The organism is Mixta intestinalis (genome assembly GCF_009914055.1).
GTDB lineage: Bacteria > Pseudomonadota > Gammaproteobacteria > Enterobacterales > Enterobacteriaceae > Mixta > Mixta intestinalis.
Genome location: NZ_CP028271.1, coordinates 940,185 through 953,930, shown reverse-complemented (window position 1 = coordinate 953,930; position 13,746 = coordinate 940,185). Strand labels below are relative to the sequence as shown.

Annotated in this window: 15 protein-coding genes; 10 read left to right on the top strand and 5 right to left on the bottom strand. The window is 52.8% G+C overall.

The window, feature by feature from the left end; translation table 11 throughout:
• Positions 1 to 36 precede the first annotated feature (36 nt).
• Both flgM and flgN read left to right on the top strand, forming a co-directional pair.
• Positions 37 to 336 (top strand): flagellar biosynthesis anti-sigma factor FlgM, encoded by a 300-nt coding sequence (flgM, locus tag C7M51_RS04410; RefSeq protein ID WP_160620673.1) that lies wholly within the window; start codon positions 37 to 39, stop codon positions 334 to 336.
• 5 nt (positions 337 to 341) lie between these two features.
• Positions 342 to 773 (top strand): flagellar export chaperone FlgN, encoded by a 432-nt coding sequence (gene flgN, locus C7M51_RS04405; RefSeq protein WP_160620672.1) that lies wholly within the window; start codon positions 342 to 344, stop codon positions 771 to 773.
• A 38-nt stretch (positions 774 to 811) separates the two neighbouring features.
• On the opposite strand, the gene murJ is transcribed toward flgN, so the two are convergent.
• From murJ to rimJ, 3 genes are all read right to left on the bottom strand, one after another.
• A complete protein-coding gene (gene murJ / locus C7M51_RS04400; RefSeq protein WP_160620671.1) occupies positions 812 to 2,350 on the bottom strand; it encodes a murein biosynthesis integral membrane protein MurJ in 1,539 nt (512 codons plus the stop codon).
• Between the two features lie 119 nt (positions 2,351 to 2,469).
• Positions 2,470 to 3,390 (bottom strand): Gfo/Idh/MocA family protein, encoded by a 921-nt coding sequence (locus C7M51_RS04395; RefSeq protein ID WP_160620670.1) that lies wholly within the window; start codon positions 3,388 to 3,390, stop codon positions 2,470 to 2,472.
• Between the two features lie 33 nt (positions 3,391 to 3,423).
• Positions 3,424 to 4,014, bottom strand: coding sequence for a ribosomal protein S5-alanine N-acetyltransferase (gene rimJ / locus C7M51_RS04390; RefSeq protein ID WP_160620669.1), 591 nt, complete (start codon positions 4,012 to 4,014; stop codon positions 3,424 to 3,426).
• Between the two features lie 292 nt (positions 4,015 to 4,306).
• On the opposite strand from rimJ, the gene mdtH reads away from it, so the two are divergent.
• The 3 genes from mdtH to C7M51_RS04375 all read left to right on the top strand — a co-directional run bounded on the left by mdtH (position 4,307) and on the right by C7M51_RS04375 (position 6,978).
• On the top strand, positions 4,307 to 5,512 hold the full coding sequence (mdtH, locus tag C7M51_RS04385; protein WP_160620668.1) for a multidrug efflux MFS transporter MdtH: 1,206 nt from the start codon (positions 4,307 to 4,309) through the stop codon (positions 5,510 to 5,512).
• 110 nt (positions 5,513 to 5,622) lie between these two features.
• Complete coding sequence (gene grxB, locus C7M51_RS04380; protein WP_160623562.1) at positions 5,623 to 6,270, top strand: glutaredoxin 2; 648 nt, start codon at positions 5,623 to 5,625, stop codon at positions 6,268 to 6,270.
• 141 nt (positions 6,271 to 6,411) lie between these two features.
• On the top strand, positions 6,412 to 6,978 hold the full coding sequence (locus C7M51_RS04375; RefSeq protein ID WP_160620667.1) for a lipoprotein: 567 nt from the start codon (positions 6,412 to 6,414) through the stop codon (positions 6,976 to 6,978).
• A gap of 243 nt (positions 6,979 to 7,221) precedes the next feature.
• On the opposite strand, the gene C7M51_RS04370 is transcribed toward C7M51_RS04375, so the two are convergent.
• Positions 7,222 to 7,935: a hypothetical protein gene (locus C7M51_RS04370; RefSeq protein ID WP_160620666.1), complete on the bottom strand. Its 714-nt coding sequence runs from the start codon at positions 7,933 to 7,935 to the stop codon at positions 7,222 to 7,224.
• Between the two features lie 264 nt (positions 7,936 to 8,199).
• Here C7M51_RS04370 and pyrC point away from each other — a divergent pair, with 264 nt between their 5' ends.
• The 5 genes from pyrC to solA all read left to right on the top strand — a co-directional run bounded on the left by pyrC (position 8,200) and on the right by solA (position 11,735).
• On the top strand, positions 8,200 to 9,243 hold the full coding sequence (gene pyrC / locus C7M51_RS04365; RefSeq protein ID WP_160620665.1) for a dihydroorotase: 1,044 nt from the start codon (positions 8,200 to 8,202) through the stop codon (positions 9,241 to 9,243).
• 138 nt (positions 9,244 to 9,381) lie between these two features.
• Positions 9,382 to 9,627: a DNA damage-inducible protein I gene (gene dinI, locus C7M51_RS04360; RefSeq protein ID WP_160620664.1), complete on the top strand. Its 246-nt coding sequence runs from the start codon at positions 9,382 to 9,384 to the stop codon at positions 9,625 to 9,627.
• Positions 9,628 to 9,773: 146 nt separating this feature from the next.
• Complete coding sequence (locus C7M51_RS04355; RefSeq protein ID WP_160620663.1) at positions 9,774 to 10,049, top strand: hypothetical protein; 276 nt, start codon at positions 9,774 to 9,776, stop codon at positions 10,047 to 10,049.
• Between the two features lie 215 nt (positions 10,050 to 10,264).
• Complete coding sequence (gene bssS / locus C7M51_RS04350; protein WP_160620662.1) at positions 10,265 to 10,519, top strand: biofilm formation regulator BssS; 255 nt, start codon at positions 10,265 to 10,267, stop codon at positions 10,517 to 10,519.
• Positions 10,520 to 10,619: 100 nt separating this feature from the next.
• A complete protein-coding gene (gene solA / locus C7M51_RS04345; protein ID WP_160620661.1) occupies positions 10,620 to 11,735 on the top strand; it encodes an N-methyl-L-tryptophan oxidase in 1,116 nt (371 codons plus the stop codon).
• 96 nt (positions 11,736 to 11,831) lie between these two features.
• Here solA and proP read toward each other — a convergent pair whose 3' ends face one another.
• Positions 11,832 to 13,292 (bottom strand): glycine betaine/L-proline transporter ProP, encoded by a 1,461-nt coding sequence (gene proP, locus C7M51_RS04340; protein WP_160620660.1) that lies wholly within the window; start codon positions 13,290 to 13,292, stop codon positions 11,832 to 11,834.
• Positions 13,293 to 13,746 lie beyond the last annotated feature (454 nt).

Sequence of the window (13,746 nt, the reverse complement as noted above, 5' to 3'; positions counted from 1 at the left end):
GGCAGCCTCAGCGCCTGAACTCACAGGAGCCAGACCATGAGCATCGATAAAACTAAAGCTATGCAGCCCGTCAGCACCGTTCAGCCGCGCGAAAGTAATGAAAGCGGCAACGCGAAAGTGCGCCAGGCCAGCAGTGCCACCACGCCGGCCAGCGCAGCCCAGGTCAGCCTGAGCGGCGCCCAGTCCCAGCTGATGAAGCCGGGCAGTCAGGATATCAATACCGCCCGCGTTGAGCAGCTGAAAGCCGCCATTCGTAACGGCGAGCTGAAGATGGATACCGGTAAAATCGCTGACGCCCTGATTCAGGAAGCGAAATCGTACTTACAGGATAAATAACCGCGATGAATAGCCTGATTACCGCGCTGGACAAAATGCAGGATGTACTGGGTTCGCTGAGCCACATCATCAGGGAAGAACATGAGCAGCTTTCTGCCGGGCAGATTAACAGCAGTCTGCTTCAGCGCATTACCGAAGACAAGAGTTCGCTGTTAACCACGCTGAACTATCTTGACGGTATGCGGCGGGAATCGGAAAAACAGCATCGCATTCAGGCCCCCTATCGCAGCCAGCCGGAGCTGGCGCGCCGCTGGCAGATAATTGAGCAACGTTCGCGTGAACTGCGTGACAGCAATACCCATAACGGTATGCTGCTGAATCAGCAGATGGCGCTGAACAGCGAAGCGCTGGCGCTGTTGAAACCGCATCAGACGCAGGCTTTTTACGGCCCCGATGGTCAGGCGACCTCTGGCGGCTTTGGTTCGCGCCGCGTCTGACAGGTTACCCGCCGGAATCCCTTCCGGCGGAGAGATTATCAGGCGACAGAGCGGCGGGCGAAATCACGTGGACGAAAGCCCAGCAGCGCCAGCACCAGAAAATAAGCGCCGCCGCCAACTGCACACACCAACGCCAGCTTAACCAGACGGTACGGCATCGCGCCGATATCCCAGGCTGGCATCACCATCAACATTCCCACCAGCACGCCTGCCATTATCAGCACCGCCACCACCAGGCGCAGCAGAAAACCAAACCAGCCCGGCTGCGGCTGGAAGATTCGCTTTTTACGCAACTGCCAGTAAAGCAGCGCGCCGTTGAGACAGGCGGCCAGGCCGATGGAAAGCGACAGCCCGGCGTGCTTCAGCGGCCCAATAAAGGCCAGGTTCATCAGCTGGGTCATAATCAGCGTCACGATAGCGATTTTCACCGGCGTTTTGATATCCTGGCGCGAATAGAAGCCCGGTGCCAGTACTTTCACCACGATCAATCCCATCAGCCCGACCGAATAGGCGATCAGCGCACGCTGCGTCATCGCCGCATCAAAGGCGGTAAATTTGCCGTACTGAAACAGCGCTACGGTCAGCGGGCCGGAGAGAATTCCCAGCGCCACCGCGCTTGGCAGCGCCAGCAGGAAGCAGAGACGTAGCCCCCAGTCCATCAGGCGCGAATACTCATCATGGTTACCGCTGGCAAAGCTGCGCGACAGCGAAGGCAGCAAAATAGTGCCCAGCGCTACACCCAGCACGCCGGAAGGAAACTCCATCAGGCGGTCGGCATAGTACATCCAGGAGACCGAACCGGAGACGAGGAATGAAGCGAAAATCGTGTTGATGATCAGCGAAATCTGGCTAACGGAGACGCCAAGGATCGCCGGTCCCATCTGCCGCAGTACGCGCCAGACGCCCGCATCGCGCAGGTTCAGACGCGGCAGCACCAGCATGCCGATCTTTTTCAGGTGCGGCAGCTGGTAGCCCAGCTGTAACACGCCACCTACCACAACTGCCCAGGCCAGCGCCATCACCGGCGGATGGAAGTGTGGCGCACCAAACAGCGCGAAACCGATCATACTGATATTCAGCAACGTCGGCGCAAAGGCGGGCACCGAAAAGCGGTTCCAGGTGTTGAGGATGGCACCCACCAGCGATGCCAGCGAGATCAATAAGATATAGGGAAAGGTAATGCGCAACAGATTACTGGTCAGGGCGAACTTATCCGCCGTATCGGCAAAGCCCGGCGCAGTAATCATAATTACCCAGGGCGCGGCAATCATGCCGATGAAGGTTACCAGCGCCAGCGCCAGCGTTAGCAGGCCCGATATATAGGCGACAAAGACGCGAGTCGCTTCTTCGCCCTGTTTGCTTTTATATTCCGCCAGGATAGGCACGAACGCCTGGGAAAAAGCGCCTTCGGCAAAAATACGGCGCAGCAGGTTAGGAAGTTTAAAGGCGACGAAAAAGGCGTCGGTCGCCATCCCCGCGCCAAATACCCTTGCCACAATCGCGTCGCGGGCAAAGCCAAGCACGCGGGAGAACAGCGTCATAGAGCTGACCGCCGCCAGGGATTTCAACAAATTCATAGTTAACTGCGCATCCTGAAAATTCCGGTTAACAGACAATTGCGGACCGGCAGCGGGCCGATCCGGCGGTTAGTCTACCGATACGCAGCGAAATAACCACAATGGATTGTTACAGCAGGTTATTCCCGATCGAGATCGCGCCAGATTTTCTCCACGATGCGCTGCGCCCTGAGCGCCTGCTCGCCGCTGGTTTCCGGCATTGTCTGATTTTGCACGCAGTTAATAAAGTGACGCGCCGCACCGTCGAAACCGCGCTGTATTAGCGTAGTTTGCCAGGCGAGTGGCGGCTCAATAGTGCATCGCCCTTCTGCTTCATGACGCCAGTCGCGCATCTCATCCAGCTGCCAGACGCCGCCATCGGCAATCGCCGTAACGGATTCGCGCTGTGTACCGGCGCGCCGGTGCATTGAGGTGGTAACCTGAGCCGCGCCGACGCTGAAATGGTGCTCGCCGTAGAGCATTTCTCCGGCCTCGGTGGTTTGAATATAACCGTGCTGCAATTTAACCGGCCCTTCTGCCAGCCACAGCGCGGTATCCACGACGTGCAGATAATCGTCCAGCAGGGTAAAGCGCAGGTCGTGCGGGCCGACGCTGTCGCTGCGGTGCTTCTCCATACGAATTGAAGCAGGCTGATGCAGCGCCGCTTTTAACTGCTGATAACGTGGCGCGAAGCGGCGGTTAAACGCCACCATTAGCTTGCGCCCGCGTTTATGCGCCAGATCAACCAGCATCTCCGCCTCGCTGAGCGTTTCCGCCAGCGGCTTATCGACGCAAACATCTACTCCCAGTTCCAGCAACGTGCGCACCACCCGATAGTGGCTGGCAGTACTGCTGTGGACAAAAATCGCGTCACAGTCGGCGGCCAGCGCATCGAGCTGGCTATAACAGCGCATACGATAGCTGTCGCATACCCGTCGCGCCTTTTGCTGATCAGGTGAAAAGCCGCCCGTCAGCGTCCAGTCGTCGGCACGTGCCAGCACCGGTAGCCACGCCTTTTGTGCAATGCTGCCTAATCCCACCACTCCAATTTTTACGGTCATAGCGCCCTCTGTCGCGGAAACGTACCCCAGCGATTATCCCCGCCGATCCGGTGCCCATTCACGCCAGGTCAACGCGGTCAGCACATGGTCCTGCCACTGGCCATCAATTAACAGATAGTCTTTGGCGTAGCCCTCTTTTTCAAAGCCCAGCCGCGCCAGCAAATTGCCGCTGCGCTGATTATGCGGCATATAGTTCGCCATAATGCGGTGCATGCGTTGCTGACGTTGTATATAGCGAATCGCCGACTGCAATGCTTCAAACATCATTCCCTGCCCCTGCCATTTCTCACCGAGTGAGTAGCCGAGATAGCAGGCATGAAAAGATCCACGCAGCACATTGCTAAAATTAGCGACACCGCGCACCTCATTTTCCTCAGGATCCATCACGATAAAATAGTAGGCGCTGCCCTGCCTGTGCATATCGGTAATCATGCCGAGGCGTGCCTGCCAGCCGGAAGGATAGCAGTGGCTTTCATCGCGCACCGGTTCCCAGGGCTTGAGGAAAGCGCGATTTTCAGCATAATAATCAGCCAGCCGCCATGCATCGCGTTCATGAACAAGACGTACCACCAGACGATCGGTGGTCAGCCGCACCTTTGGCGCGGCAGAACGATAGCCAAACATCTTTTCTCCTGAAAGCCATGGCTGATAAACGAAATTGATTGATACCCGCCGCTCAGCACCTCTGTGCGGCGCGGTTGTCTGACGCTGCGTGACCTGGCTTTATCATCGGTTCGGCATCGTCATTGACAGGAATAATGTCCATGAAGGCCGCATTACTCTACTGAAATTACAGCACATTTTGTCAAAGATCGATAAAAAAATATCATTCTGCGTTTGCTGTTAAAACGAACAGGCAGCACGCAGAATATTACCTTCAAAAAACAAATTTGTTTACGGTTACTAAGGAATCAGCATGGCTGATGTTGCGCGGGCCCGACGTCGCGGGCGGGTTTTTCTACTGGTAGATAATATGCTGGTAGTGTTGGGATTCTTCGTCGTATTTCCGCTGATTTCTATCCGTTTTGTTGAGGAACTGGGCTGGGCGGCAATGGTGGTAGGCATTGCGCTGGGCCTGCGTCAGCTGGTACAGCAGGGGCTGGGCGTATTTGGCGGCGCGATAGCTGACCGTTTTGGTGCCAAGCCGATGATCGTCAGCGGCATGCTGCTGCGCGCCGCTGGTTTCGCTACCATGGCGGTAGCGAATGAACCCTGGATTCTCTGGTTTTCCTGCCTGCTTTCCGGTATCGGCGGTACGCTGTTCGATCCGCCGCGTACCGCGCTGGTGGTTAAGCTTATTCGCCCGGAGGCACGTGGACGCTTTTTTTCACTGCTGATGATGCAGGACAGCGCCGGAGCGGTGTTGGGCGCGCTGATCGGTAGCTGGCTGCTGGCGTGGGATTTCCGCCTCGTCTGCTGGGCTGGTGCCCTGGTTTTTGTGCTGGCCGCGCTGTTCAACGCCGTGCTGCTCCCTGCCTGGCGTATCTCCAGCGTGCCGACTCCGCTGCGTGAAGGGCTGGGCCGCGTGATGAAGGATCGCCGCTTCTGCGCCTACGTGCTGACGCTGACCGGCTACTACGTATTGGCGGTACAGGTAATGCTGATGCTGCCGATTATGGTAAACCAGATTGCCGGTAGCCCCAGCGCGGTAAAATGGATGTACGCCATAGAGGCAACGCTGTCGCTAACGCTGCTCTATCCCATTGCCCGCTGGAGCGAGAAACGCTTTCGTTTACAACATCGCCTGATGGCGGGCCTGCTGCTGATGACGCTCAGCCTGCTGCCTGTTGGCCTGACCGGTTCGCTACAGCAGCTGTTTGTGCTGATCTGCCTGTTTTATATTGGCTCGATTATCGCCGAACCAGCGCGTGAAACGCTCAGCGCTGAACTGGCCAGTCCACGGGCGCGTGGCAGCTACCTCGGCTTTAGCCGCCTCGGGCTGGCGTTAGGCGGCGCGCTCGGCTATACCGGCGGCGGCTGGATGTTTGATACCGGACGGACGCTTGGCATGCCGACGCTGCCCTGGCTGATGCTCGGCAGCGTCGGCTTCGTCACGCTGCTGGCGTTATGGTGGCAGTTTCAACCGCGCAGCACGGCTCCGGCGATGCTCAGCGGCGGCTAAGGATGCCGCCACGGTTTGCCCTTCCCCTGAATCTCCACCATACTTTTTAAGACTATTCAAAAGATTGCCGATGGTTAGCGCCATCGGCAACGGCCCTAAGGAGATGTGTGGTGAAACTCTATATCTACGATCATTGTCCCTACTGCGTTAAGGCCCGTATGATTTTCGGCCTGAAAAACCTGCCAATTGAACTGGTGGTGATGCTTAATGACGATGAAGACACACCGAAGCGCCTGATTGGGCAGAAAATAGCGCCGATTCTGCAAAAGGAGGACGGTAGCTGCATGCCGGAAAGCATGGATATCGTTCGCTATGTAGATAAGCTGGATGGTGAACCGCTGTTGACCGGAAAAACCAACCCTGCCATCAGCGACTGGCTGCGTAACGTCAACAGCTATATAAACAAACTACTGCTGCCACGCGTCGCTGAAGCAGCTTTTGCTGAATTCGCCACGCTGGAGGCGCGCGCCTGGTTTAAAAAGAAAAAGGAAGCGAGCCTCGGTGATTTCAACGAGCTGACGCAGCATGCAGACGGGCTGATTAAAAAAATCAGCAACGATCTGCAAGATCTCGACAAGCTGATCGTCAAACCGAACGCGGTGAACGGCGAACTCTCTGACGATGATATTCATCTTTTCCCTCTGCTGCGTTCTTTAACGCTGGTCGCGGGCGTGAGCTATCCCAGCCGGGTCGCGGAATATCGTGACAATATGGCGAAACAGACGCAGGTTAATCTGCTTAGCTCTATCGCTATTTAATCCTTCCAGGCGGCCTCGTGCCGCTTTTCTCCTCATTTTTTTCTGCGCTTTACGTATTCTCCTGGTGACTCACGGCGGCGATTACGGCAAGCTTTGTCTGGTTAAAAGGAGATTATTTCCGCATTACTTTCGAGGATTGTCATGAACAAGGCGTTTCTGGCGCTCTGCGCCCTTCTGATGGCTGGTCTGTTGACCGCCTGTAATCAAATCACGCAGTATACTATTACCGAGCAGGAGATTAATCAGGCCCTGCAAAAACATAACAACTACGAAAAAAATATTGGCGTTTCCGGGCTGGTTAACGCGCATATTGTGTTGAACGATCTCAGCAGCCAGATTGGGCGTGAGGAGCCAAACAAGGTGACGCTCTCCGGCAAGGCGAAGGTCAATATCACCTCGCTGCTTGGCCCTCAGCAGGCCGATATGCTGCTGAAGATGAAAGCACAGCCGTTTTTTGATAAAGAAAAGGGTGCCATCTATCTGAAGGATCTGGAAATCGTACAGGCCGATGTGCAGCCGGAGAAGATGCAGTCGGTGCTGCAAACCCTGACGCCCTACCTCAATCAGTCGCTGAAAAGCTACTTCGATCGCGAACCGGCTTGGGTACTGAGCGAGGATCGCAGCAAGGCAGAAGCGCTGGCGAAAAAACTGGCTAAAGGGATTGAGGTTAAACCCGGCGAACTGGTTATCCCCTTTACCGACAGATAATGATGTAACGCCCCGCCTGTGAATACGCTTTTTGCAGTAGCAGCGTGGGGCAAATTTATTTTATAAGGTACTTAAAAAAGATAAAAACCACTAAAATAATTGTAACTACAATACAAGTTCCAGCATATTCCGGTATGTAAGTTATAATAAAAGCAGCTACAGTAGCCACTATGCCAGCCATTATCCAGGCTGCCAAATCAGGCCATATTTCCAGAAAAAATTTCTTCAAAAATCGACATAGCGTCATAATAAAAAATCCTTTAACATCATAAATACCTCCTGCTCATTACGAGGTCTGCCATACCCTAAATACCTTTTCAAGGCTGGTTCCAGAAAAAGATAAAATCCTTCAGCTCTGGCCGAATATAACAGCCTGTAAAACTCTGCGTCCAGCAACTTTAATCTGTTTGCTGCCTGAATACGCTGCTGTAAAATGCCATACAGCTCTACAAAGCTTAGCAAGTTAACGCTCCGCTTCAGAAATGGTGCCGACGTTAACGTAAAATAAGGGCTTGAATAAAATAAGTTTGCTAACGCATAGACTAATGCTCTGTTAGTCGTACCTGTAGTAGCTATCGCTCCCATAAAGCCCTGGGCGCTTTTAAATGAAGCGTGTCGAATTTTACTTTTAAGTATATCAAGCTGAGAAGAGGAAAGGTTTTTAACTATCAGATCAAAAAATAGTTCCAGTACGGTGCGGTACCCTTTCAGATAATCAATATGATGCTTTATATTTTGAAAAGCACGATAATCTTCATGGCGTATCTCTGCACATACTTCAGAGAATTCTTCAAATGTAACCAAAGCACAGGTAGCATGCCAGGAAGCTCGTTGAAAACCAGCGTATAGATTTTGCAATACCTCATGGCTATTTTTACCAAATGCTTCATATCCTTTTTCTAAAAATTCAGCCATTCTCTTGTTAGCTTCATCCATTTTTCTTAGATTAAAATCCATTCTGTTACCTGTAATATCAATATCAAAATTTAATTAGTTGATAATGTTAAACAGCCGTCCAAATAACGCGACGTTAGCGATGTTGTCATACCATTAATCGCAAGAGAAAGGCCCATATCATACATTTTTTTTTAAGAGCAGTGGCAACGTGAAACGCTTTTTTCTCTTCCCCTGCATAAAGCAAGTGCAATCGGTTGCTTTTATGCTTATGCTTAGTACCCGGCTAAAAACTGCCTTTTCCTTTCTTACGCCGGAGCCTAATTGATGACTGCACAACCCCAGCAACTGATCATTCGCCGCCCTGACGACTGGCATATCCATCTGCGTGACGATGAGATGCTGCGCGCCGTACTTCCCTACACCAGTGTCGTGTGCGGCCGTGCTATCGTTATGCCAAATCTGGTACCACCGGTAACCAGCGTTGAAGCCGCCAGCACCTATCGCGCGCGTATTCTGGCTGCGCTGCCGGAAGGCCACCATTTCCAGCCGCTGATGACCTGCTACCTGACCGATTCGCTGAGCGCCGATGAGGTGGAAAAAGGGTTCCAGTCAGGCGTTTTTACCGCTGCTAAGCTTTATCCCGCCCACGCGACTACCAACTCCAGCCATGGCGTGACCAGTATTGAGGCGATTGCCGCCGTGCTGGAGCGTATGCAGCGCATCGGTATGCCGCTATTGATCCACGGTGAAGTGACCGATGCCCATATTGATATTTTTGATCGCGAAGCGCGCTTTATCGAAACGGTGATGGAGCCGCTGCGCCAGCGCTACCCGGAACTGAAGGTGGTATTTGAACATATCACCACCAAAGAGGCGGCGCAGTATGTAGAAGCTGGCGGAGAAAACCTCGGCGCAACCATCACGCCACAACATTTGATGTTTAACCGCAATCATATGCTGGTAGGCGGCGTGCGCCCTCACCTCTACTGTCTGCCGATTCTGAAGCGTAATGTGCATCAGGAGGCACTGCGTAAAGTGGTTGCCAGCGGTAATCCGCGCTTTTTCCTCGGCACCGATACCGCACCGCATCTGCGTCATCGTAAAGAGGCCAGCTGCGGCTGCGCCGGGGTATTTAATGCACCCACGGCGCTGCCCGCCTACGCTACGGTTTTCGAAGAACTGGATGCGCTACAGCACTTTGAAGCGTTCTGCTCGGAAAACGGCCCGCGCTTTTATGGCCTGCCGCTGAACGAAGGGACAATTCGTCTGGTACGCGAACCCTGGACCGTCATGGAAAACATCGCGGTTGGTAATGATACGCTGGTTCCCTTCCTCGCTGGTGAAACCTTAAACTGGCGCGTAGCCTGACCGTCAGCGGCGGCTGCTCCGTGCATCCGCCGCCGGTTACTTTTCCTCAACGTTTTTCTCTTTTTTACCACGCAGCTTTTCGTTGCTTTGCGTTCGCGATAACTGTATAAATGCACAGTATTCACAGCGGAGGCAGATATGCGTGTTGAAGTCACTATAGCCAGAACTACTCAACTCCCTGCCGGCGCGATCGATGCGCTGACGCAGGAGCTGTCCAAACGAATCGATCAGGCTTTTCCGGAAATGGCCAACCATATTTCGGTACGCTACGCCAGCGCCAATAACCTGACCGTTATGGGCAGCGGCAAAGAAACAAAAGATCGCGTCAGCGAAATCCTGCAGGAAACGTGGGAAAGCGCGGACGACTGGTTTATCACCGACTAAATTCCTCATTGTGCCGTTGTTTGCCGGATATCGCCATCCGGCTTTTTTTTATCTGCCACACCTCACCACCCCCATAACACGGTATAGACTGTTTTGAGCCGATGACATATTCTGGCGCCAGTCATGCTTTACAGGAGGTGTTACCCATGACCACTGAAAACCCCGAAACGGCGATGACGTTTGGAGAGCTGCTGGCGCTGATTGGCGAACAGCAGCGTCGTCTGATCGTACTGGAAAACGCCTTTTCTTATCTTGCATTTTGCCTGGATGATAAATCCAATCAGCTGCTGATCCATAGCCTACGGCTGGAAGCACAAAATAAAAATTACGACGAGGCGATGCAACAGCATTTTGCTCACCTTGCCGACGAGTTGGAAAAACGTCATTCACCAGTAAGAATTCAGTCAGATAGTGACGTTTAATTTTTATAAACTCCTGTGACAGGCAGGAGTTTATCTCACTAAGAATTTTCAGAATTTGGTTAAATAATCTTCATTTGCCGATTAATAATGCAATTAGCGCATTTTTCGTGCCACTTAATTCTGTAACGCTGTTATAATCACTCCTGCTCTGTGAAAAAAAGCCGCATTGGAACCTCAATTAATCACTTCGTTCTACGAGTAATAAGGGGGTTATAATGGACAGTAATAAAGAGATTATTCAGACACATCCCCTCGTTGGATGGGATATCAGTACCGTGGACTCGTATGATGCGATGATGATTCGTCTGCATTCGCTTTCATCTAATCAACAACCACCTGATGAAGCTGACGTAGGGCCGACCTATTGGCTGACTACGGATGTTGCCAGACAATTTATCTCAATTCTTGAAGCGGGCATTGCTAAAATAGAAGCCAGTGAGATTCGCGCTCGCGACTACAAGAAGCATTAATTCGATTTAGCGTTAACAGGCACCTTACGGGGTGCCTTTTTATTGTCTGTCTGCTTTTGCTATGCTGCTAATCCTTTGCAGCGTCAGGAGAAGTTGGCTAATGGTTTATGATCTTATCGTTATCGGTAGTGGCTCCGTCGGTGCCGCAGCGGGCTGGTATGCCACCCGTGCAGGGCTGAACGTCCTGATGATCGACAGCGCTCATCCGCCCCACCAGCAGGCCAGTCATCATGGTGCCACGCGGCTGATTCGCCATGCCTATGGTGAAGGCGCACGCTACGTGCCGCTGGTGCTGCGGGCACAGGCCTTGTGGGATGAGCTGGAGCAGCAGAGCGGCGAGCGCATTATGCATCGTAGCGGCATTATCAATCTGGCACCCGCCGCTTCGCCTTTTATCGCCAACGTCATTGAAAGCGCACGCCAGTTTCAGCTGGAAACAGAGGTGCTGACGGCAGCAGAGGTACGCCAGCGCTGGCCGGAAATCACCGTGCCGGAAGGCTATACCGGCGTGTATGAACCGCGTTCCGGCTATCTGAAATCAGAGGAAGCCATTCGTAGCTGGATTCGTCTGGCACGCGAGGCAGGCTGCGCTCAGCTGTTCAACTGCCCGGTTTCGGCGCTTGCCAGAGAGGGCGAACTGCAGCGTGTGACCACCCTGGACGGCGACTACTACGCCCATAAGCTGTTAATCAGTACCGGCACCGCTATCAGGCAGTTCTGCCCTGAGCTGCCCGTTACGCCGGTGCGTAAGGTATTTGCCTGGTATCAGGCCGATGGACGCTATAGCGAGAATAATAAATTCCCCGGCTTTACCGTCGAAATGGAAGATGGCAGCCACTACTACGGTTTCCCGGCCGAGAATAACGAACTGAAAGTAGGTCGTCACGATGGCGGGCAGCCTATGGTTGCGGGCGAAACGCGTAAGCCTTTTGGCGCCTGTGCCAGTGACGGCAGCGAAGTTTTTAATTTCCTGCGACGCTTTTTACCCGGTGTGGGAGGCTGTTTACACGGTGCCGCCTGCGCTTATGATAATTCTCCAGACGAAGATTTTATTATCGATACGTTGCCGGATGATAATAACCGACTGGTGATTAGCGGATTAAGCGGTCACGGTTTTAAATTTGCCAGCGTATTAGGTGAAATAGCCTGCGCTTTTGCTGCTAATAAGCCACATCAATTTGACTTAACGCCCTTTTCACTTTCCCGTTTTAAATAAAAAATAAAGGCACAATTAGTTTGTGCCTTATCATTATTATGATAATCATTGCTGCTGTGATTGTTTAAATTTACTATTCGCAGGCAGCACCTTTTATTATTGCGTCTGCATTCTTTCTTTCTGACGACGTAGCTTCAGCTTTTTAACCAGTTTTTCTGCTTCCGCTTCGGAACCCACCGCCGGAGCCGAACCATGCAGCGGTTTACGTGCCGTTTCACGCATAAAGAAGACGGTAATTAAACCGATAACCGCTGCGCCCATCAAATAGTAGGCAGGCATAAGCAGATCCTGCGTGGTGTCAACCAACCAGGCGGTTATCAGCGGTGTGGTGCCGCCAAACAGCGAAACGGAGATGTTAAAACCGATCGCCAGTGCGCTGTAGCGGATATCGGTGGCAAACAGCGCCGGTAGTGCGGAAGGCATAGTGCCGCTAAAACAGCTGTGCAGTACGCCAAGGATCATCAGTCCGATAAACACAAATATCAGGTTACCGGTAGCCACCAGCATCAGACACGGGATCGCCAGCACAATCAGCCCCACCGCTCCTAATGCGATTACCGGGCGGCGCCCCAGGCGATCGTTCCAGTGCCCCCAGAACAGCGTCAGCGGCATCATAACAAACATCACCACCAGCACCAGCATCAGGCCGCTCAGCTCGCTGAGGCCCAGCACGCCGGTCAGATAGCTGGGCATGTAAGAGGTCAGCATATAGTTAGAGACGTTAAACAGCAGCACCAGCCCGATACATTTCAGCATCTGTGTGCGATATTTACTCAGCATCTGCCACAGCGTCAGACGCGGTTTGCTGTGTTCCAGCTCTTCCTGTTTTTCCACATGCTTCTGGAATGCAGGTGTCTCTTCCAGCTTCAGACGAATATACAGACCAAACAGTCCCAGCGGCGCAGCGATAAAGAAAGGAATACGCCAGCCCCAGTCAAGCAGCTGCTGTTCAGAAAGCAGCGCGGTTAGCCCGGTTACCAGCCCGGCACCAAGCAGATAACCACCGAGCGTACCGAACTCCAGCCAGCTTCCCATGAAACCGCGGCGCTTATCGGTGGAATATTCGGCAATAAAGGTAGCTGCGCCGCCATACTCGCCGCCGGTAGAGAAGCCCTGTACCAGGCGCGCCAGCAGCAACAACAGCGGTGCGGCGATACCGATAGTGTTATAGCCGGGGATCAGGCCGATACAGAAAGTGCCGATTGCCATCGTGATCATGGTGATCGCCAGCACCTTCTGCCGTCCGATACGATCGCCCAGCGGCCCAAATACCAGCCCGCCTACCGGACGTACCAGAAAAGCGGCGGCAAAGGCACCGAAGGTGGCAATTAACTGAGCGGCGGGACTGCCGCCGGGAAAGAAAACCTTACCGATAGTGACCGCCAGGTAGCTGTATACGCCGAAGTCAAACCACTCCATCGCGTTACCCAGCGCAGCCGCGCCAACGGCACGCTTGAGCATCGCATTATCGACTATCGTAATGTCGTCTACGGTAAGTTCTTTAGGGGCTTTTTTTTGCCAGAAATGTTTTTTGGATGAGCCTGTAGCTACGTTCATATTGTTTCCTCACGGATGACGCAATGACGGATAGGCAGCACCATAGCTTTCATAGCCAGCCGAAGGCCTTTTGGTAAGGAAAGCTATAACGCAGCATGAGCACATGAAGCAGAAATGAGATCTGCATCACGCTTATTGACACTTTTTTACTTTATACATCGCATCAGCAAATTGCAACTTTGTTGAAATTTAGCGCTGCCCTGTTGCGCATGTGTAGTGCGTAATGCCATCTTTTCTGGGAAAAACGCCATTAAATAGCCATGAAAAATTTGCGTGTTTAGCTTTCTGTTTATTTTGCTCGCCTGCGTTCTGCTGATTTTTCCTTTCTGATTATGTAAATCAATTGTTGTACATGGTTTTAGTTTTACCTGCGAAGCGACACAATCTGGCTGGATTTGCATTGACGAAAGCTGACAGTAAAAATAAAAAATCTACTTTTCAGTCAATATTACTG

Coding starts and splice junctions, on each gene's coding strand:
- bssS (WP_160620662.1), top strand. CDS start 10,265: ATGGACAGTAATAAAGAGATTATTCAGACACATCCCCTCGTTGGATGG.
- dinI (WP_160620664.1), top strand. CDS start 9,382: ATGCGTGTTGAAGTCACTATAGCCAGAACTACTCAACTCCCTGCCGGC.
- C7M51_RS04375 (WP_160620667.1), top strand. CDS start 6,412: ATGAACAAGGCGTTTCTGGCGCTCTGCGCCCTTCTGATGGCTGGTCTG.
- murJ (WP_160620671.1), bottom strand. CDS start 2,350: ATGAATTTGTTGAAATCCCTGGCGGCGGTCAGCTCTATGACGCTGTTC.
- rimJ (WP_160620669.1), bottom strand. CDS start 4,014: ATGTTTGGCTATCGTTCTGCCGCGCCAAAGGTGCGGCTGACCACCGAT.
- proP (WP_160620660.1), bottom strand. CDS start 13,292: ATGAACGTAGCTACAGGCTCATCCAAAAAACATTTCTGGCAAAAAAAA.
- flgM (WP_160620673.1), top strand. CDS start 37: ATGAGCATCGATAAAACTAAAGCTATGCAGCCCGTCAGCACCGTTCAG.
- pyrC (WP_160620665.1), top strand. CDS start 8,200: ATGACTGCACAACCCCAGCAACTGATCATTCGCCGCCCTGACGACTGG.
- flgN (WP_160620672.1), top strand. CDS start 342: ATGAATAGCCTGATTACCGCGCTGGACAAAATGCAGGATGTACTGGGT.
- C7M51_RS04370 (WP_160620666.1), bottom strand. CDS start 7,935: ATGGATTTTAATCTAAGAAAAATGGATGAAGCTAACAAGAGAATGGCT.
- mdtH (WP_160620668.1), top strand. CDS start 4,307: ATGGCTGATGTTGCGCGGGCCCGACGTCGCGGGCGGGTTTTTCTACTG.
- solA (WP_160620661.1), top strand. CDS start 10,620: ATGGTTTATGATCTTATCGTTATCGGTAGTGGCTCCGTCGGTGCCGCA.
- C7M51_RS04395 (WP_160620670.1), bottom strand. CDS start 3,390: ATGACCGTAAAAATTGGAGTGGTGGGATTAGGCAGCATTGCACAAAAG.
- C7M51_RS04355 (WP_160620663.1), top strand. CDS start 9,774: ATGACCACTGAAAACCCCGAAACGGCGATGACGTTTGGAGAGCTGCTG.